A 21,450-nucleotide genomic window follows, 5' to 3' on the forward strand; every position below is an offset into this window, starting at 1 on the left:
TGCCTGCTCCTCAGAACCGAGGCAACTCGAGCAGGTTGTCCGTGAGGACGCCGTTGGCCTTCGTCCTCAAATAGGGGGGCCTTGCGTTGACGACCTCGACCTTCACCACGCCAGAGGCCGCGGCCACTCGCGCATCTCCTCCCGCGCGGATCCACTGCACCATCTCCTCGCGGCTGGCCTCGCCGGCCGTGATGCCATCCCTCCAGCGGACCCAGGTGATGTGCTCATGGAGCACCCCGCCGTCGAGATGAATCTGGACGATGTGACGCATGCCGTCTCCTCCCATTCGAGTCTCGATTCGAATGGGAGGATCGTTCGTCCCGGTCGAGGCTGTCTGTACCTCTGGAGTGGTAGGTCCCCGAGTCTCCGCGGGTTGCGGTCCGTCACGGCCCCCAGACGGGGCCGCTCCCGGTGACGCTCATGGGCTGCACGGTGGTTCGCAGGGGCGCAAGGGTGACCGGTCCGCTGGCGGCGTAGCCGAAGCTTCCGCCGGTGCTCGTGATTCCCTTCTCGAGCTGGACCACCGCGCTGCCACGGGTCGGGTGGCTCATCGTCACGGTGTACGTGGTCGACGTCTCGGCGAGCGTGAGCGTGAGCGCCGAGCCGGTGGTCACATCCCGGGCCTGGACCACGTGCAGGAAGTGGCTCACCACCTGCCCCTGGGTCTCGACCTCTCCACGGAACTGGCCCACCGGGTACGGATGGCTGCCATCGGCGCGGGCGGGGCCGCGCTCGTCGATGACCCGCCGGACCGGGCTCGCGGGCACCAGGGTGCTGACGCGCAGCTCCTGGCCCCCGCTGGTCGCGGACCAGGTGTTGCCCGTGAGCACCGGACTCTGCGGGAAGTGGACGATGAACGTCTTGTCCACCGAGGCGTCGTCATTCGCGCTCTCCACCCGGTCGAACACGACCAGCGCGTCGAGCGGACGCACGAACAGCGTCTCGCGCACCACCCGCCCCGCGTACGGATTGCCGACCTCCGCCTCGCGGTGCGCCCATTCGTCGTTCACGTCGTACACGCCCGTCAGGTCCACCGCCGCGTAGTTGGCCACCGCCGAGGACTCGAGGCGCAGCATCTGCGGCGCGTGGTGGTAGTAGCCCACCGTCCCCAGCCCCTCGAACAGGAGCGTGTTGTGGGCCACGGGCGACTCCGTCTCCACCACGCCGTTGCCGGCGTAGCCGACGATGTAATCGGCGTACCCCACCGTCTCGCGGAGCAGGAACTGGCCCGCCCGCCACAACTGGAAGTTGCCCGAGTCTCGGTGGGCATGGCCCGCGTTGGAGGTGACACCGAACTGCAGGTTCACCATCGTCGCATCCGCCGCCCAGGCCGTCTTCGCGTACACCATGTTCAGACCCGGCGCGCGATAGTCGAGCGGAAGCGTCGACAGGTCCCTCGACGGCACCGCCGCCAGCGTGTCGCTGTAGACGTACCGCACCATCCGGTCATCGATGGGGTGCCCGGTCATCTCCAGGAATCGCTTCGCGTAGCCGGCGATCGGCTGGTCGGACCACTCCTCGATGAGCGGGGCGAAATAGCTGCCCAGCGTGGTCTGTGCCGTGTTGCTGGGGTCCCACCGCGACAGCCAGCGCTCGTCGTCGTTGAAGGGGAAGGTCTCGTAGAGCGGGAACTGGCCCATGGGGCTCAGGCCGGGCGCCGTCGAGTAGATGGCCCAGAAGACCGTCTCCATGAAGTAGTCCGTCTGGTTCCACATGTCGTGGCCATACAGGCCCAGCGTGGTGAACGGCACCGTCATGTAGCCGAACGTCCGGCGGCCATACGTCGAGCCCTCGTGCGGCGCGCCACCCGCCGCCGCGCCGTCCAGGTAGGGCTTCAGCGAGAAGTCCCACCGCGAGTTCATCGCGTACTGCAGGAGGTCGTCGGCGTAGGGCTGGTTCTCGTGCCAGCTCGCGATGGCCCACAGCAGGGAGTTGCGGAAGTAGCCCGTGTAGTAGTTGTTGCCCTCCATCCCGATGCCGCCCCAGGGATTGTCGTTGAGGGCCGAGATGACGAGGTTCCAGCGGTCCAGCAGCGTGGTGCGCTCCCCCGGCGAGAGGTGGGCGAAGCACCAGTCATAGGTGAGGATGATGCCCTCGCCGTACCAGCGGGCGGGGTCGCTCGACACCGTGTTCTCCGTGATGGGAATCTCGGTGTTCACCGCCCAGGTGATCGCGGCGCGACAGGACGCGGCGCTCCCGGTGATGAGCGAGTGCATCGCCGCGTCGAGCGCCTGCTCCGGTCCCTCCACGGTCGTCGCCGGCGTGTAGGGATTCAGCGCGAAATAGGCCTGGGCGCGCGCCAGCCGGTCTCCCGTGAACCAGATGCGCGGGTGGCTCACCGGGATGTCCAGCACCACCGGTGGGCCGTTGGCGATGGTGAGCGAGATGGGCGCCGAGGTGGCGAGGTTGCCGGCGCGATCCCTCGCCACCGCCGTCACGGAGAACGTGCCATTGCCGATCCGGGTGGTGGTGACGTTGATCCAATACGGATACGTGACGTCCTCCTGTCCGAAGTCCTGGCCGTCCACCCGCAACCGCACGCCCGCGAGCCTCACGTCGTCGTAGGCGTCGACCCGTATCTGGAGGGTGCCACCCACCGTCGCGCCGCTCGCGGGCGAGACGATCTGCACCTGCGGTGGGGTGGTGTCCGGCGGAGGCGCGCTCACGACGACGGTGATGGGCGTCGACGTGGTGACGTGGCCCGCGGCGTCGCGCGCCACGGCGGTCAACTGCCTGCTCCCGTAGGGTTGCAGGTTCTCCGTGTCGAGCGCCACCGACCAGGGCGCGGCCAGGTCCGCATCCCCCACCTGCACCCCGTCCAATTCGACGTGCACGCGGGTGACCCCCACGTCGTCGGTCGCGCTCATCCGCACCACGAAGGGGCCGCTCACCGTGCTCCCGTCGGCGGGCAGGGTGAGCTGCACCTGGGGTGGAGAGGTGTCGATGATCTCGTTGTCGATGGTGATGCGAACGGGGGCGGAGGTCGTGAGGTTGCCCGCGGCGTCCCGGGCGTGGGCGGTCAGCACGTGGCCCCCGTTGCGGAGCAGGCGCGTGTCGAGCTGGGAGGAGGCGAGGTCACGACCGTCGATGCGCAACTGCACGGACGCCACGCCCACGTCGTCGCTCGCGCTCACCGCGACGGTGACGACGTCCTCCACCGTCGCGTTCGCCGCGGGTGAGGTGATGGCGACGGTGGGCGGCGTGGTGTCGCTGCGAGGGCCCGGGGCCGTGTACTCGAGGGTGAGGACCGGGCGGCGCTCCGGCTGGGTGGCCAGGGCGGTGAACAGCTTCGCCACCTTGCCCACCTGCGTGTTCGCCAGCATCAGGCCCTGGTTGGTGGACGGGTCGTCGACCCACGACTGGACCATGGCCACGTCGAGCACCACGTCCTGGATGGTGACGATGTCCGGGAACGTGGTGAGCGTGAACGAGCGGTTGGCGACGAGGTCCGTCCCCTGGCCCACCGCGCCCAGGCGCTCCCACTCCAGCCCGTCGTCGCGGAACTGCCAGCCCAGCTCGCTGGCCATCAGGTTCCACGGCGTCTGGAGGTACGCGCCGCGAATCGCGAAGCCGTCGGTATACGTCTCCATCGCGAGCCGCAGGGTCGCGCCCTGCACCACCGCCCCCACGGGCACGCCGAGCTGCGGGAAGCGCAGCAGCGCCTCGATTTCGTAGTCCTCCGTCTGGAAGACGCCAATCAATGGCTCGTTGCGGTACGCCGCGCCGTTGGGCGTCATGCCCTGGCTGGTGATGGTCACCGCCTCGGACACCGTCACCGAAGACGTCAGCGCCCGCCGCGCCGTCCCCGTCGACGATTCCCGCTCCCCCACCTGGGTGCAGCCGCCGAGCACGACGACGAGCACCGCCACCCACGAGGTCAACGCGCGGCTTGTTCCAGAGTTCATTGTTTGACGGCTATTAGTCTGCCAATGCAGGGAAGTCCATGGGACCCCAGGCGCGCGGGTGGCAGGGATTCCCGCCCGGGCGGCCGAGTCACATGCGGGCTGTCATGGCGAGCCGTCCCGGCTCCGCGGCGGGGCGGCCGGGTCCTGGGCGCGTGGACTCAGAGCGCCGCCAGCTTCTGCTGGACCAGCGGCTCCACCTGTCGCTGGAGGGCCTGCAATTGGGAGAGCTTCTCCCGCAGCTTGATGCGCATCTCGCGCGCGTCGGTGTGGAGCACCTCGTCGTGCAACTCCTCGATGCTTTCGACCAGACAGTCGTGGAGGAGGTGGATTTGCTGCGGGGAGAGCTCCAGGACCATGGGACACCTCGCGGTCTGCGGAACACGCGAAAGCGTAGCGTGTGCGCACCGGGAGTCCTGGCGCCGGGACGACAATGATTGTCGAGATGTCGGCTGTCGGACACTCGCGAATCGAATCACTGGCATGGCGCGCATCCGTTCGACGCGCGGCGCTATCGCCGGACTCGACCCGCATGACCCCCGGGTGGGGCTCCAGGTCCCGCACGGCCTCCGTGGGGGGGCCGCGGCGTGGGAGGGGAGCCCCTGCCCGTCGGGGGGAGCGGCGCCGTGAGGACGGGCGCCGCTCCTTCGCGCGGCGTGACTACCGCAGCGCGATGAGGGAGGCCACGAGCAGCGACACGACGCTCATGACCTTGATGAGGATGGCAACGCCCGGACCGGAGGTGTCCTTGAACGGGTCGCCCACCATGTCGCCGACGACGGCGGCCTTGTGGACCTGCGAGCCCTTGGCGTGGCCCGGCAGCTTGCCCTTCTCGATGTACTTCTTGGCGTTGTCCCACGCGCCGCCCGCGTTGGCCATGTAGAGCGCCATGGTGGCGCCGACGACCAGCGCGCCGGCCAGCAGACCGGCCAGGGCGCTGGGGCCGAGCAGGTAGCCGATGAGCGGCGGGGCGACGACGGCGACGAGGCCGGGGAAGATCATCTCGCGCAGCGCGCTCTTCGTGGAGATGTCGACGATCTTCTTCGGGTCCGGGTCCGCCTTGAGCTCCATCAGGCCCGGAATCTCGCGGAACTGACGGCCAATCTCCTCGACGATGGCGCCCGCCGCGCGACCCACGGCGAGCATCGTGGAGGCGCCCACGAGGAACGGCAGGATGGAGCCGAGCAGCAGGCCCACGATGACGTTCGGGTTGGTCAGGAGCAGGCTCATCTCCGGCAGACCGGCGGCGATGCGCGTGTGGTTGACCTCGAGGTTGAAGGCGGAGAAGAGCGCGATGACCGTGAGCGTCGCCGAGCCGATGGCGAAGCCCTTGCCGATGGCCGCCGTGGTGTTGCCCACCGCGTCCAGCTCGTCCGTGATGGCGCGGACCTCCGGACCCAGGCCGGACATCTCGGAGATGCCGCCCGCGTTGTCGGAGATGGGGCCGTAGGCGTCCACCGTCATGACCACGGCCGTGCCGCCGAGCATGCCCACCGCCGACAGCGCGATGCCGTAGAGGCCGAGCGCGTGGTCCGCGATGTACGCCACCGCGGCGATGGTGGCCATCGAGATGCCCACGCTCTCCATGCCCACCGCGAGGCCGCGGATGAGGTTGGTGCCGGCGCCCGTGATGGACGCCTCCGCGATGCGCTGCACCGGCTTGGCGGAGGTGTAGTAGTCCGTCACGAGGCCGATGATGGCGCCGCCGAAGGCGCCGGCGGCCAGCGCCACCGTGATGGCCTGGGACAGGCCGAACACCTGCATCATCACGTAGGCCAGCGCCACCAGGATGACGGGGGGCATGATGAGCGCGCTGCGCAGCACCTGCGCCGGGTTCATCTTCTTGAGCGCCCGCGCGATGAAGATGCTCACCAGGCTGACGACCAGGCCCACCGCGGACAGGACGAGCGGCAGCACCACGCCGGCCACCTTCGCCTTGCCCAGCGCGGACGTGTCGACGACCAGGCGCGACAGGTCGCTCGCGCTGGCGGTGAGCGCCATCGCCATCGCGGCCACCATCGCGGCCACCATGGACTCGTAGATGTCGGCGCCCATGCCCGCCACGTCGCCCACGTTGTCACCCACGTTGTCGGCGATGACGCCGGGGTTGCGCGGGTCGTCCTCGGGGATGTTCTCGATGACCTTGCCGGCGATGTCCGAGCCGACGTCCGCGGCCTTGGTGTAGATGCCGCCGCCCACGCGCGCGAACAGCGCGATGGAGCTGGCGCCCACCGCGAAGGAGTGGAGGATGGGGGACAACTGCGCGTGGCCCTGGAACGCGTAGTAGATGCCGCCCATGCCGATGAGGCCCAGGCCCGCGACCGCGAAGCCCATCACCGCGCCACCGTCCAGCGCGACCAGCAGCGCGTCCGGCTTCGAGCCGCCGCGCGCGGCCTGCGCGGTGCGCACGTTCGCGAACGTCGCGGCCTTCATGCCGATGTAGCCCGCCAGCAGGGACAGGAACGCGCCCAGCACGAAGCTCGCGCTGGCCAGCCCACCGAGCGTCACGCCGATGAGCACCGCGAGGACGGCGCAGTATGCCGCGAGCACCTTGTACTCCCGGACCAGGAACGCCATCGCGCCCTCGCGGATGTAGCCCGCGATGCGGTTCATCGTCGCGTCGCCGTCCGGGAGCGACTTGACGCGGAAGTAGAAGAACGCAGCGAAGAGCAGACCCACGGCGCCGATGACACCCGGTGCGACTGCCCAGAAACTCGACTCGAGACTCGACAACTCCATCCCATCCTCCAGAGCAGTCCCGGGGCCTTGTCCCTCCCCTCTGGGGCGCTCATGCGCCGCACAGTGTGCGTGGGGGGCCTATACGGGATTTCCGCTCCATCTGGGAGCCTTCTCGAAGCCCCCGAGCACGATGGTCAGGCGCTCGGAGGCGCCAAGGGGGGCTCGGAGGCGGTGGAGGGCCTTCCGGGCAGGGTGCCGGTGTGGAAATCACCCCCTCTTGGACACACGACTACCCCGAATAACCCGTTGGAGAACCCACGAAGACGCCCCGGCGGGCGGGGAGGTGCACGCCTGACCCGGTGGTGGGGCGGGCGGAGCGGCCCTGGGCGGCTGCGTCGGGGTCAGCGCCAGGTGAGGGCCCGCTCCACGGGGATGCGGGGTTGGGGGTGGTCCTCGAGGTAGTCCGCGAGCTCCCCGGAGAAGAGGCCGGAGTGGCCGAAGCGCAGGCCCAGGCGGTGCTCGGCGCGGAGGGCGTTCTCAGAGGGGTCTCCGCCCTGGATGGTCTCGTACTCCTCGCGGTTGTCGTAGTCGCACATGGGGAACTGTCCCCGGGCGGTGCCGTGCGCGTTGTGCAGGGCGTGGATCAGCTCGTGGGCGATGGTGAGGAACAGCGGGGTGGGCAGCGGGTTGATGGTGGCGTCCAGGGCGAGGAAGGACGAGTCGCAGATGTCGGGGTGGAGGGCGATGAGCGAGTCGCTGCCCCCGTCGGGCAGCGGAGGCAGCTCCGTGCCGGAGATGATGTCGATGTTCGCGCGGGCGCTGCCCAGGGAGCGCGCGAGGTTGAACGGCGTCATCGGCTCCGCGGAGGTCGCGGTGATGGCGGGCCCGACGTGGTCGCTGACGGGGGTGTTGGGGACGGGGATGCCGTGCATCGCGTTGAGTCGGCGCAGCCCCTCGCGGAGCGCGACGGCGGACACGACGGAGCTCTGGGTCCGGGGGAGGATCCGCACGAGCCTGGGTTGCGCGAGCACGCTCGTGACGAGCCTGCGGCCGCCCGCGGTGGACAGCATCCGCGCGAAGGCCGCGAGCACCTTGGTGCGGAAGCCGTCGAAGCGTTGCGTGTCTCGTCGGGTGGGGACCGCGAGGAACCCGTCGTCGTCCAGGATGCGGATGCTGCCGTTGCCGCCCTTGAGCGCGCGCCACGCGTGGGTGGTCACCAGGTCGTCGTCGTCCATGGCGTACACCGTCGTCTCCGGCATCACCTCCGTGATGACGGCGGTGTGCTCGGCCTGGACGTCGTCGAGGAACGAGAGCAGGTTGAGGAACGCCGTGCGCCCCACCGCGCCGGTCCGGGCGAGCTGCGGACTCGAGGTGAGGAACTCGTAGACGCTGTGCTCGACGAGCGAGAGCACCTCCTGTCGCTTGCGGTAGCGCTCGCCGCGAATCTCCAGATAGTCGCCCCAGAAGTCGTCGATGGTCCCGAAGAGGTCTGCTCTCGCCACCGAACCCTCGAGCTGGTTGCGGAGGACGCGGGTGAGACCGATGACCTCGGCCTTGGTTCGGACGGTCGGCAGCAGGGGCACGGGAACACTCCTCGGAATGAGAGGAGATGACATTCGCAAGTCCCGGGCCAGACCTGTTCACCGGTCTGCATGTGAGGCTTTGCGGGTGTCTGGATTGGCGGCGTGCGTTCCAGGAGGACGTGCGTGCGTCCTCCGGGGAAGCGGGTCCGTTCCGGGCAACACGGCTCGTGGAATCCAACGGATTCCCAGCCCCGAGGGACGCTGGGCCCCTCTCGGGATTGTGGGTATGAGCTTGGACATTCCTCGAACGGAGGGTTGGATGGGCCTCGTGGTCATGGCTGTGCGGGTCGCGCTCGTCTGGGTATGCGGGGGGGCTTTGCCCATGGGATGCGGCTCGGGCCCGGTGGCCAGGACAGGCGGATTGTGTAGCTGAGTTCGCGAGGACGTTGGTCGTTCGCGCTCCGAGCGGAGTCGCGGCCATCGAGTTGAGTGCATGCCTCCACCTTCGACGCGGGGTTCACGGCCTCGTGGAAGCGCATGGGCATGTTCGCGCTGATTGTTTCGCGCCGTCATTCCCAGGTCGTGCATCGAGTTGACGGGCCCCGTTCCGAACGGAACACCGGGTGACGGACGGGGTCCGTCGTCGACTCCGTGCCGGGCCTGGAGTCGGCGGTCGCGTGTCCAGGACAGAGGTCCGAGTGTCGTCGAAGAACAGGTCGCAGAAGGCAGGTTTGGCCGAGGTCCGGGGCCAGTTGGCGGCGGTGCTTGCTCGGAGATTGGGAATCGAGTCGCACCGCTTGGATGTCCGCGAGCGATTCAGCCTGTACGGCCTGGATTCGCTGAAGGCCACGGGCTTCATCGCCGAGGTCGGGACGCTGCTCGGGCGCGCCTTGTCGCCCACGCTCGCCTGGGAATACCCCACGCTCGACGCGCTGGCCCGCCACCTCGCGGGTGAGCTGGAGGACACGGCCTCCCGGGGACCGTCTGGGATTGCGCGAGCGGACGAGCCCATCGCCATCGTCGGCCTCTCCTGCCGCTTCCCGCGCGCGCCCGACCCGGCCGCGTTCTGGCGCCTGCTCGTCGAGGGAACGGACGCCATCTCCGAGGTGCCCGCGGACCGGTGGGACGTCGACCGCGTCTACGACCGGGACGCCTCCGCCCCGGGCAAGAGCATCTCCCGCTGGGGGGGATACCTGGGACCGGTGGATGGGTTCGACCCGCTCTTCTTCGGAATCTCTCCGAACGAGGCGCTCCACATGGACCCGCAGCAGCGGCTGCTGTTGGAGCTGACGTGGGAGGCCCTGGAGGACGCGGGCATTCCGGCGGAGCGCCTGCAGGGCTCACCCACGGCGGTCTGCTTCGGCGCGGTGTGGATGGAGCACGAGATGATGCTGCAGCGCTTCGGCCTGCGGCGCATGTCCTCGTATACCCTGACGGGGTACCACCACAGCGTGCTCGCCAACCGGGTCTCCTATTTCCTGGGGCTGCGGGGGCCGAGCTTCTCGATTGATTCGGCGTGCTCGTCCTCGCTCACTGCGGTGCACCTCGCCTGCGAGAGCCTCCGTCGAGGGGAGTCGACGCTCGCGCTGGTGGGGGGCGTGAACCTGATGCTCGGGGCGGAGAGCCAGGTGGCCCTCTCGAAGCTTGGGGCGCTCTCCCCGGATGGGCGTTGCCACGCGTTCGACGCGCGCGCCAACGGCTTCGTGCGGGGCGAGGGCGCCGGCGTGGTGGTGCTCAAGCCCCTCTCCCGCGCACTCGCGGACGGGGACGCCCTCTACTGCGTCATCCGGGGCAGCGCCATCAACAACAACGGAGGCAGCAACGGCCTCACCGCGCCCAACCCCAAGGCCCAGGCAGAGGTCATCCGACAGGCCTGCGAACGCGCGGGCGTCGAGCCGTCCTCCGTGCAGTACGTGGAGACGCACGGCACGGGGACCCAGCTCGGGGACCCGCTGGAGGCCCAGGCCCTGGGCGCGGTGCTCGGTGCGGGACGGTCCCCGGAGGCGCCGCTGCGCATCGGTTCGTGCAAGACGAACATCGGCCACCTGGAGGCCGCGGCGGGCATCGCGGGGCTCATCAAGACCGCGCTCGCGCTCCACCACCGGACGCTCCCGCCGAGCCTCCACTTCGAGACCCCCAATCCGCTCATCCCCTTCGAGGCGCTGGGGCTCGCGGTCCACCGCACCCTGGGCGATTGGCCCGCACCCGAGGAGCGGCTCGTCGCCGGGGTCAGCTCGTTCGGCTTCGGCGGCGCCAACTGCCACGTCGTGATGGAGGAGGCGCGGGGGCCCGAGGCACGTCTCGCCCACCTCTCCGGGGAGACGGAGGAGGCGCTGAAGGACGAGGCCCGGCGGCTGCTCGCGCGCGCCGCGGAGGGGGCACACGCGCCGCTGGACACGCTGCTGCGCTCCACCCACGAAGGAGGCGACGCGCACGCACATCGCCTGGCCCTGACGGTCCGGACGCGGAAGGACCTTCTCGCGGGCGTCGAGAGCTTCCTGGCGGGAGAGACCCGCGCCGGCGTGTCCTCCGGTCGGGGCGAGGCGGGAACGCCGCCGAGGCCGGTGTTCGTCTACTCGGGGCACGGGTGCCACTGGCCGTGCATGGGGCTGTCGCTGCTGCGCACCGAGCCCGTGTTCCAGGCGACGCTCTCGCGCTGCGACCGGTTCATCCAGGAGACACTGGGGTGGTCGCTGCTGGAGGTGCTGGGGGCCGAGGATGCCTCGGCCCGGCTGGGGCGCATCGACGTCGCCCTGGCCTCGGTCGTGGCGATGGAGCTGGCCCTGACCGAGCTGTGGCGCTCGTGGGGCGTCGAGCCCGTCGCCGTCGTGGGCCACAGCATCGGTGAGGTGTCGGCGGCCCACGCCGCGGGCATCCTCGAGCTGGAGGACGCGCTCCGCGTGGTCTGCGCCCAGGGGCGGCTGCTGCGCACGCTGAGCGGGCAGGGGGGGCTGGCCGTCGTGGGGGTCCCCTGGGCCGAGGCCGCCGCGTTGTTGGTGGGGTACGAGGGGCGGCTGTTCCGGGCCATCGACTCGGGCGCGGACTCGACGGTGTTGTCGGGGGACGTCGACGCGCTGGAGGCGGTGCTCGCGACGTTGCAGCCGCGCGGCGTGTTCTGCCGCCGGGTGGAGATCGACGTCGCGGTGCACAGCCCCCGGATGGAGGTGCTGGGCGAGGCGCTGCGCGACGCCTTGAAGGACCTGCGCCCCCGCGCGGCGCGTGTCCCGATGCTCTCCTCCATCACCGGCGGCGTGCTCGACGGCGCGAGCGCGGACGCCTCGCACTGGGTGCGGAACATCGCGTGGCCCACGCTCTTCACCGGCGCGCTCTCCCACGCCATCCAAGAAGGGCACTCGCTCTTCCTGGAGGTCAGTCCGCACGCGATCCTGCGGCACCCCATCGACGTGACGCTCCGCCACCTCGGACGACAGGGGACGGTGCTCGCCTCCCTGCGGCGAAACGAGGACGAGCGGGGCGCGCTGCTCGACACGCTCGGCGCGCTGTACACGCGGGGGTTGCCCCTCCCGAACGACGCACGCTCCTCCTCGGGGGATGGGGAGCGGGTCCGTCTGCTGCCTTTGTCTGCTCGGAGCCCGGAGGCGCTCAGGGCCTTGGCGAAGGACTGGCGTGACTTCCTGGTGGAGGGCGCCGTCGAGGGTTCGGGGCTCGGTGACGTCACCTACACGGCGGCCGTGCGCCGGGCACATCTCCCTCACCGGCTGTCGGTGGTGGGCGGCTCGCGGCGGGAGCTGGTGGAGTCGCTGGAGGCGTTCTCGCGGGGCGAGCTCTCGCCGGGCGTCAGCCAGGGGCAGGTGCGGACCGAGGGGCGGGCGAAGGTGGCCTTCGTCTTCCCGGGGCAAGGCTCCCAGTGGCTGGGCATGGGGCGGCAGCTCCTGGCCGAGGAGCCGGTGTTCCGGTCGGCCATCGAGGCGTGCGAGCGGGCCATGCGCCCGTATGTGAGCTGGTCGCTCACGGGGGAGCTGCTCGCGGACGAGGCGCGCTCGCGCCTGGCCGACATCGACGTCGTCCAGCCCGTGCTCTTCGCCGTGCAGGTGGCGCTGGCGGCCCTGTGGCGCTCGTGGGGTATCAATCCGGACGCGGTGGTGGGGCACAGCATGGGCGAGGTCGCCGCCGCGCACGTCGCGGGCTCGCTGAGCCTGGAGGATGCCTGCCGTGTCATCTGCCGACGCAGCCAGTTGTTGCGCCGCAAGAGCGGGCAGGGGGCCATGGCCGTGGTGGAGCTGGGCCTGGCGCAGGCGCGCGAGGCGTTGGCGGGCTTCGAGCACGGGCTGTCCGTCGCCGTCAGCAACAGCGCGCGCTCCACGGTGCTCTCCGGAGACACCGAGGCCCTGGAGACGCTGCTTGCGCGGCTCGAGGGCCAGGGCACCTTCTGCCGTCGGGTGAAGGTGAACGTCGCCTCCCACAGCCCTCAGATGGACGAACTGAAGGAGGACCTCCTGCGGGTGCTCGAGGGCCTCGAGCCCCGGAGCGCCACGGTCCCCATCTACTCCACGGTGACGGGGCAGACGTGTGATGGGGCGGACTTCCATCCGGCCTACTGGGTTCGCAACCTGCGTGAGCCGGTGCTCTTCCATGGCGCCGTGGAGCGCCTCTTCGAGGACGGCATCACGGTCCTCGTCGAGCTGAGCCCCCACCCGGTGCTGCTCGCGCCCATCGAGGAGACCCTGCGCGAGTCGGGGCAAGAGGCCCTCGCGCTCGCGTCGCTGCGGCGACAGACCCCGGAGCGGCGCTGCCTGCTCGAGTCCCTGGCGGCGCTCGACGCCTGGGGCTGCCCGGTGGACTGGGCGTCGCTCCACCCCGACGGGGGGCGCGTGGTCGCGCTGCCTCGCTATCCGTGGCAGCGCGAGCGGTTCTGGCTGCCGGACGAGGTCGCGGTCCAGCCCGGAGGCGACGTGCGCGCCTCCGCGCGACGGGGGCACCCGCTCATCGGCGAAGGGCTCTCGTCCTCGGTCCAGCCGGGGACCCACTTCTGGGAGCGGAGCGTGGGGGTGGAGGCGTTCCCGTACCTGGCCGACCACCGTGTCTGGGAGGACGTCGTCTTCCCGGGCGCCGGCTATGTGGAGATGGCCCTGGCCGCGGGCGCGGAGGTGCTGGGGGAGACGGGGCTCGTGCTCGAGGACGTCGCGCTCAGCGAGATGCTCGTGCTCGGACCCGGGGCGCCGACACGCGTCCAGGTGGTGGTGAGCGAGGAGTCACCGGAGCGCGCCACCTTCCACATCGCCAGCCGGGCGGAAGGGGACACCTCCTGGCGGAAGCACGCCTCGGGCACCGTGCTGCGCGAGGCGCGGGAGGGCGTGGCCGCGGCGTGTGAGTCCCCCGAGTCGCTGCGGGCGCGGGGGCACGTGGTGGTCTCCGGCGAGTCGCACTACCAGCGCCGTCGCGCGCAGGGCCTGATGTATGGCGCCGCCTTCCAGGGGCTGCGCGACCTCTGGCGGGGCGAGCGCGAGGCGCTGGGGCGCCTGGAGCTGCCCGAGGCGGTCTCGCTGGAGGCGGGGGCGTACCGCGTCCACCCCGCGCTGCTGGATGCCGGCCTGCAGGTGGCGGTGGAGCTGGTGGCGCCACTGTCGGGGGCCCCCGACCCGGCGACGTACGTCCCGGTGGGGATGGCGCGTGTCCGCTTCCACCAGCGCCCCGGGCGCGCGACGTGGGCGCGGATGCGGGTGCACGGGGACGGCGAGGCGAACGAGCGGGAGCGCTCCTTCGACTTCTGGCTCCTCGACGAGCAGGGGCAGGTGCTGCTGGAGGTCGAGGCGCTGCGCCTGTACCGGTTGGATGCGGGCGCCGCGCTCCGAGGCGAACTCGGGACCTGGCTCTACCAGGTGGACTGGGAGGCGCAGCCGCTCCCGGCACAGCTCCCCTGGCCCGAGCGCACGCCGGGGAGCTGGCTGATTCTCCGCGACAGCCTCGGCGTGGGGCAGCGACTGGCCATGCGGCTGCGGGAGCTAGGGGAGACGTGTGTGCTCGTCTCGCCCGGGGAGCGGTACCGGTTCACCGGGCCCGCGAGCGCGGAGGTCGACCCGGGACGCGCCGAGCATTGGCGACGCCTGCTCTCGGACACGCTGGGCGCCGGGAGGCCGCCCTGCCGGGGCGTGGTGCACCTGTGGAGCCTGGATGCCGCGTCGACCGAGGCCCTCACGCCCCAGGGCTTGGAGGACGCGCGACGGTGCGGGACGACCAGCGTGCTGCACCTCGTGCAGGCCCTCGCTGGCGCTGGATGGCGCGACGCTCCCCGCCTCTGGCTGGTGACGCGGGGGGCCCGCGCCGTCGACACGACACCCGAGCCGGTCGCCGTGGCCCAGGCTCCGCTCTGGGGCATGGGGCAGGTGGTGGCGGTGGAGCACCCCGAGCTGCGCTGCACCCGCGTGGACCTCGAGGGGGCGCCGGAGGTCGCGGGTGAGGCGCTCCTGCGGGAGCTGTCGTCGACGGTGTTCGAGGACCAGACGGCGTGGCGTGGGGGCACGCGTCGGGTGGCGCGCCTGGCTCGGGCGGCGGAGGCCCTCTCCTCCCGGGCGCCCGCGCCTCCGCTCCGCGCGGAGGGCACGTACCTCGTCACCGGAGGGCTGGGGGGGCTGGGGCTCGAACTGGCGCGCTGGCTGGTGTCCCAGGGAGCACGTCACCTCCTGTTGCTGGGGCGGAGCGCTCCCTCGGCCGAGGCGGAGCAGGTGCTCGCGTCGCTTCGCGAGGTGGGGGTCCACGTCGAGTCGCTCGGCGCGGACGTGGCGCGCGCGGAGGACGTGGCGCGGGCGCTGGCCCACGTGGACCAGACGATGCCTCCGTTGCGCGGGGTGTTCCACGCGGCGGGTTCGCTCGATGACGGACTGCTGCTCAACCTCACGGAGGAGCGCTTCGCGACGGTGATGGCGCCCAAGGTCCTGGGGACCTGGAACCTCCATGTCCAGACCCGTCACCTGTCCCTGGACCACTTCGTGCTGTTCTCCAGCGTGGCCGCGTCGCTCGGCACGCCGGGGCAGGCGAACTACGCGGCGGCGAACGCGTTCATGGACGCGCTGGCCCAGGCGCGCGCGGCGGAGGGGCTGCCCGCGTTGAGCGTCAACTGGGGGGCCTGGGCGCGCGTGGGGCTCGCGGCGGCGCGAGCGAACCGGGGAGAGCGCCTGGAAGCCAGGGGCCTGGGGAGCATGGCACCGGACAAGGCGCTGGCGGCGCTCGGTCTGCTGCTGGGCCAGTCACGTCCGCAGCTCGCGGTCATGGCCTTCGAGCCGAGGCAGTGGCTGGGGTTCTACCTGTCCGCGGCGCAGTCCCCGTACTTCACGCGGTTGGCGAGTGAGTCCACCCAGCGGCCCGCCACGGGCTCGGGGCGGGGGCGGATCCGCGAGCAGCTCGAGGCCGCACGTCCGCCCGAGCGTCGCGGGCTGCTCGACACGCACCTGCGGGAGTTGATCGGCGGCGTGCTCCGCATGGCGCCCGCGCGCATCGACCCGCGCACGCCGTTGATGGCGTTCGGGCTGGACTCGTTGATGAGCATGGAGATTCGCAACCGCCTGGAGGTGGCGCTCGGCTTGAAGCTGAGCGCGACGGTGGTGTGGACCTACCCGACGGTGGCCGCGCTCGCGCCCTTCCTGGCGGAGAAGCTGGCGCTCCCGCTCGACGAGCGCACCCCGGAGCCCGTGCCCGAGAGCGCCGCGCCGCCGGGCGCGCCCGCGGGAGACATCGACGCGCTGTCGGAAGAAGACGTCGAGCGGCTGTTCGCCCAGCGCATGGAGCAGGGGTCATGACGACGTTCGCCGAGAGGATTGCCCAGTACTCTCCCAAGCGGCTCGCGCTGCTGGCCATGGACCTCAAGGCCCGGCTCGACGCGGCGGAGGGACTTCGCTCGGAGCCCATCGCCATCATCGGCATGGGGTGCCGCTTCCCGGGGGGCGCGAACGACCTGGCGTCGTACTGGGACCTGCTGTGCAGGGGCGGGGACGCGGTCACGGAGGTCCCGCCCTCGCGCTGGTCCCGGGAGGACATGGCGCGGATGGACCCCGAGGCGCAGGAGAAGCTGGGCGCGAAGTGGGGGGCCTTCATCGACGCGGTGGACCAGTTCGACGCGGACTTCTTCGGCGTCTCGCCCCACGAGGCGCACCGGATGGACCCGCAGCAGCGCCTGTTGCTCGAGGTCGCGTGGGAGGCGCTGGAGGACGCCGGACAGGACATGGCCCGGCTCGCCGGCAGCCGCACCGGCGTGTTCGTCGGCGTCTACAGCGATGACTACGCGTTGCTGCAAGTGGGGAATCCCTCGGCGCGCGACTCCAGCAGCGTGACGGGGGCCATCAACTGCGTGGTGCCCGGGCGCCTGTCGTACCTCCTGGACTTCCAGGGGCCGTGCCTGGCCGTGGACACCGCGTGCTCGTCGTCCCTGGTGGCGCTGCACCTGGCCGCCCAGAGCCTCCGGCAGCAGGAGTGCTCGATGGCGCTGGCCTGCGGCGTCAACCTCATCCTCTCCCCGTTGTCCTCGAGCCGCGTCTCTCGCGCCCAGGCGCTGTCCCCGGACGGACGGTGCAAGACCTTCGACGCGCGCGCCAACGGCTTCGTGCGCGGCGAGGGCTGCGGCGTGGTCGTCCTCAAGCGGCTGTCGGACGCGCTCGCCGCGGGGGACCCGGTCCTCGCGCTCATCCGGGGTTCGGCCGTCAACCAGGATGGGCGGTCGGCGGGGCTCACGGCGCCCAACGTGCTCGCGCAGAAGGCGCTCATCCGCCAGGCGCTGGAGAGCGCGAACCTGGCGCCCGCCGACATCGACTGCGTGGAGGCACACGGGACGGGGACCTCCCTGGGGGACCCCATCGAGATGGAGGCGCTCCACGAGGTCTATGCGCACGGGCGTCCGGCGGAGCACGCGCTCGTGGTGGGGGCCGCGAAGACGAACATCGGCCACCTGGAGTCGGCGGCGGGCATCGCGGGCCTCATCAAGCTGGTCCTCTCCCTCCAGCACGGCGCCATCCCGCCGCTCGCGCACTTCCAGCGACTCAACCCGCGCATCGACTTCACCGGCGAGTCCATCACCCTGCCCACGAAGCTCCACCCCTGGCCCACGCAGGCGGCGCGGAAGCGGCGGGGCGCGGTCAGCTCGTTCGGCATCAGCGGGACGAACGCGCATGTGATTGTCGAGGAGGCCCCGCCGGTCGCGGCGCCCGCCGACACGCGCCCCACGGCGGCGCAGCTCTTGCCGCTGTCGGCCCGCTCTCCCGCGGCGCTCCGCGCGCTGGCGCTCGAGTGCGCGGAGCGCCTGGAGTCCTCGCCGGAGGTGTCGCTCCGGGACGTCTGCTTCACCGCGGCGCTGCGGCGCACCCACCACGCCTATCGACTGGCGGTCGCGGGGGACTCCCACGCGGGCCTCGCCGCCCGCCTCCGGGAGCTGGCCTCGGAGGGGCGGCCGCCCGTGGCGACGGACCCGGACACGCGGCGCAAGGTGGTCTTCGTCTTCCCTGGGCAAGGCTCGCAGTGGGCCGGCATGGGGCGACGGCTCCTGGACGAGGAGCCCGTCTTCCGGGAGGCGATGGAGCGCATCGACGTGGCCATGCGCCCCCATGTGTCGTGGCGCCTGGTCGACGTGTTGAGGGCCTCCGGCGCGGCGCCGGGCCTCCAGGACATCGACGTCGTGCAGCCGGTGCTGTTCGCCATGGCGGTGGCGCTCTCCGCGCTGTGGCGCTCCTGGGGCGTCGAGCCGGACGCCGTGGTGGGGCACAGCATGGGCGAGGTCGCCGCCGCGCATGTCGCCGGGGCGCTCTCGCTGGAGGACGCGGCGGCCATCATCTGCCTGCGCAGTCGCCTGCTGAAGCGCATCAGTGGCCGCGGGGCGATGCTGGCGACGGAGCTGCCCCTGGAGCAGGCCCGCGAGGCGCTGGTGGGGCGCGAGGACCGCGTGGCCATCGCGGTGAGCAACAGCCCCACCTCCACCGTGCTGTCCGGTGAGGTCACCGCGCTCGAGGCGATCCGCGGCGAGCTGGAGTCGCGCAACGTGTTCTGCCGCTGGGTGAAGGTCGACGTGGCCTCGCACAGCCCGCAGGTGGAGCCGCTGCGCGCCGAGCTGCTCTCCGTGCTCGCGTCCGTGCGTCCCGGGGCAGCCTCCGTGCCCATCGTCTCGACGGTGACGGCCACCCGCTGCGACGGCTCCGGCTTCGATGCGGCGTACTGGGTCCGCAACCTCCGCGACCCGGTGCTCTTCTCCTCGGCCGTGCTCCAGCTCGCCCGGGACGAGCACTCCGTCTTCCTGGAGATGAGCCCGCATCCCATCCTGCTGCCCGCCGTCGAGCGGTGCTTGCAGCACGCGGGGCGTGAGGGCGTGACGCTCCCGTCGCTGCGCCGGGAGGAGTCCGAGCGAGGCGTGCTGCTGGAGTCCGTGGGGGCGCTGTTCCGCGCGGGAGTGTCCGTGCCGTGGAAGTGCTTCTTCCCCGACGGCGGCAGGCACGTCCCGTTGTCGACGTACCCATGGCAGCACCGGCGGTACTGGCTCGACGCGGTGGCCAGCCCCGTGGCGACGCTCGCCGCGCCGGTGACGTCGCTCCGGGGCCGCCCCGTCCAGGTCGCGCATGGCGTGGATGGCGAGGTCTTCGAGCTGGAGCTGGGGAGCACCTCCCTCCCATGGCTGGGCGCGCACCGGTTGGGGGGCGTCGCCGTGGTGCCTGCCTCCGCCCTGGTCGAGCTGGGGTTGAGCGCCGCCGCCGCCGCGCTGGGGCCAGGGCCGCGGACGTTGTCCGACGTCGAGTTCGAGCGGGCGCTGGTGTTGTCGGGGACGGCGCGGCGGCTCGTGCAGGTCCACGTCTCGGCGGGCGTGGGAGGCCGGCATGCCTTCCACCTCCACAGCCGGCCGGTGGGAGGCACGGGGGGCGACACCGGCTGGGTGCGGCACTGCCGGGGACAGGTCCAGGCGCCGGGGCGGACCGCGGAGGTGGTGGATGCTCCCGACGCCGTGCGCTCGCGCTGCGCACAGCCGCTGTCGGCCTCGGTCATCTATGGCGAGCTGGAGCGCTGCAACGTCCAATACGAGGCGCCCTTGCGGACGCTCGGTGAGGCGTGGCGCAGACCGGGGGAGGCGCTCGCTCGCGTGGTGCTCGACGCGGACCGTCTCCAGGAGGCTCCGAACCATGAGCTGCACCCCGCCCTGCTGGACGCGGGGCTCCAGACGCTGGCGCTCGCCTTGGCCGCGGAGCCGGAGCAGGCCGCCCTCTTCATGCCCCTGTCGCTGGAGTCCTTCGACTGCGTCCCGGGACGGGGGGACGTCCAGTGGGCCCACGCCTCCCTGGCGCCCTCGGCGCGACCCGAGGAGCGGGTGGGGCGCGTGGCCCTGTTGGATGGAGAGGGCCGGCCCGTGGCGGTGGCGCGGGGGGTCCGGCTCCGGCGGGTGGCCGAGGAGCGGCTGCCCGAGGTGTTGGGCGAGGTCCGCACCCAGGACTGGTTCCACGACGTGACGTGGGAGCCGCGGCCCGCCGTGTCTCCACCGGAGACGACGGCGGACTGGCTGGTGTTCCTCGACCGGGGCGGATGGGGCGCGACGTTCGTCGAGGCGCTGGGGAAGCAGGGGACTTCGTTCGTCACCGTGACGGCGGGGACGGGCTTCCTGCGACAGGCGCCGCGCCGCTTCGTGGTGGACCCGAAGCGACCGGAGGACATGGCGCGCCTGCTGCGCGAGGTGCCGGCCCTCGCTCCCGGGCACGAGGGGCGGGCCCTCTTCCTCTGGGGACTCGATGAGGGGCTCGACGGACAGGCGGGTGGCTCGGCGTCGTCCCTCGCGGCCCTGCACCTGGTGAAGGCGCTCATGGGCGCCCCAGGGCGCGCGCGACTCTGGAGCGTGACGCGGGGGGCCCAGGTGACGGGCGTGGGCGCCGAGCGCGTGGCGCTGGCGCAGTCCCTCCTGTGGGGCCTGGGGCGCAGCGTCGCCCTCGAACAGCCGGGCGTGTGGGGCGGGCTCATCGACCTGTCCCCGAGCCCCACGGCCGACGAGGTCCCGGTGGTGCTCCGGGAGATCGCCGCGTTCGCGGGGGACGGGGAGGACCAGCTCGCGCTCCGCGAGGGCCGCGTGCTCGTGCCACGGCTCACGCGGGGGCAGGGGGGCGAGGCGGGAGAGGCACCTCGACCGCGCGCGGAGGCGACCTACCTCGTCACTGGAGGCCTGGGGGGTCTGGGGCTGAAGGTGGCGCGGTGGCTGGTGGAGCGGGGCGCGCGCCACCTCGTGCTGCTGGGGCGCGGTGGTCTCTCCGGTGCGTCGGAGACAGCGTCGGCGCGGCGCAGGGAAGCGCTCGACGCGCTGCGGTCCCTGGGGGCGACGGTCCTCGCGGTGGCCGCGGACGTGGCCGACCGTGAGCGGATGGCGGGGCTGTTGCGAGAGGTCTCGGAGTCGCTTCCCCCGCTGCGGGGCGTGGTGCATGCCGCCGCGCTCATCGAGGAGCGCCGGCTGGAGGAGCTGGACGCCGAGGCGATGGCGGCGATGCTGCGGCCGAAGGTGCTCGGGAGCCAGGTGCTGCACGACCTGACGCGCGACCTGCCGCTGGACTTCTTCGTGCTGTTCTCGTCGACGTCCTCGTTGTGGGGCGCCTCCGGGCTGGCGCACTACGCGGCGGGCAACCAGTACCTCGAGGCGCTGGCCCACCATCGCCGCGCCGAGGGACTGCCGGCGACGACCATCCACTGGGGGACGTGGGACGAGATCGGGGGCGAGCGCGCCGACACCGCGCGTGGGTACTCGCGCTTCGGCTTGAATCCCATGGCCTCCGAGCGCGCGCTCACCGCGCTGGGGCAGGTGCTGCGCTCGGGCGCGGGCGTGAAGACGGTCGCATCCGTGAACTGGGCCGTGTTGAAGCCCATCTGGGAGGCGCGCCGACGCAGGCCCTTCCTGTCGCGCATGGGCGGGCACGCGTCCACCTCCGGGAGCGGAGCCGCGCCGAGGGCCCGGCTGCTGGCGGAGCTCCAGGCGCTGTCGGCCGAACGCCGGTTCGACACGCTCGTGCTGCGCATCCAGGTCGAAGTGGGGCGCATCCTCGGCTTCGCGCCCGAGGAGCCCCCTCCGGTCGACCGTGGCTTCTTCCAACTGGGCATGACGTCCCAGATGTCCGTGGAGCTGCGCAACGTGTTGCAGCGGGGCCTGGAGAAGGACCTGCCCGCGAGCCTCGCGTTCGACCACCCCACGGTCCTCGCGCTGGCGAAGCGCCTGGCCGCGAGCGTCACCGCGGTGGAAATCCCCCTGCCGACCGCCGAGGCGCCGCCGCCGAGGGCCGCGACGGCCGCGGCGGACGTCGGTGACCTCTCGCAGCGGTTGGCCCAGGTCTCCGAGCTGTCGGACGACGAGGTCGAGCGGTTGATTGCCCAGAAGCTGGGCTGAAGCGGACGGG

7 protein-coding genes are annotated in these 21,450 nt (G+C 71.9%); 2 read left to right on the forward strand and 5 right to left on the reverse strand.

Annotation, left to right across the window (positions count from 1 at the left end; translation table 11 throughout):
- Positions 1-10: 10 nt before the first annotated feature.
- From LZ198_RS00305 to LZ198_RS00325, 5 genes are all read right to left on the reverse strand, one after another.
- Positions 11-271, reverse strand: a complete 261-nt coding sequence (locus tag LZ198_RS00305; protein ID WP_253969793.1) for a DUF3892 domain-containing protein — start codon at positions 269-271, stop codon at positions 11-13.
- A 112-nt stretch (positions 272-383) separates the two neighbouring features.
- Positions 384-3,905: an Ig-like domain-containing protein gene (locus tag LZ198_RS00310; protein WP_253969794.1), complete on the reverse strand. Its 3,522-nt coding sequence runs from the start codon at positions 3,903-3,905 to the stop codon at positions 384-386.
- A gap of 158 nt (positions 3,906-4,063) precedes the next feature.
- Positions 4,064-4,261, reverse strand: a complete 198-nt coding sequence (locus LZ198_RS00315) for a hypothetical protein (RefSeq protein WP_253969795.1) — start codon at positions 4,259-4,261, stop codon at positions 4,064-4,066.
- A gap of 301 nt (positions 4,262-4,562) precedes the next feature.
- Positions 4,563-6,641 carry a sodium-translocating pyrophosphatase gene (locus tag LZ198_RS00320; protein ID WP_253969796.1) on the reverse strand — a complete coding sequence of 693 codons (2,079 nt, stop codon included), beginning with the start codon at positions 6,639-6,641 and terminating at the stop codon, positions 4,563-4,565.
- Positions 6,642-6,982: 341 nt separating this feature from the next.
- A complete protein-coding gene (locus LZ198_RS00325; RefSeq protein WP_253969797.1) occupies positions 6,983-8,164 on the reverse strand; it encodes a type III secretion system effector protein in 1,182 nt (393 codons plus the stop codon).
- Between the two features lie 671 nt (positions 8,165-8,835).
- Between LZ198_RS00325 and LZ198_RS00330 the strand changes: the two genes are divergently transcribed.
- Together LZ198_RS00330 and LZ198_RS00335 are read left to right on the forward strand one after the other, a co-directional pair.
- Entirely contained in the window at positions 8,836-15,858 is a 7,023-nt protein-coding gene (locus tag LZ198_RS00330; RefSeq protein ID WP_253969798.1) for a type I polyketide synthase, read from the forward strand.
- On the forward strand, positions 15,855-21,440 hold the full coding sequence (locus tag LZ198_RS00335) for a type I polyketide synthase (RefSeq protein WP_253969799.1): 5,586 nt from the start codon (positions 15,855-15,857) through the stop codon (positions 21,438-21,440). Before LZ198_RS00330 ends, LZ198_RS00335 begins: the two co-directional genes overlap by 4 nt.
- Positions 21,441-21,450 lie beyond the last annotated feature (10 nt).

The organism is Myxococcus dinghuensis, from assembly GCF_024198235.1.
In the GTDB taxonomy this organism is placed as follows: Bacteria; Myxococcota; Myxococcia; order Myxococcales; family Myxococcaceae; genus Myxococcus; species Myxococcus dinghuensis.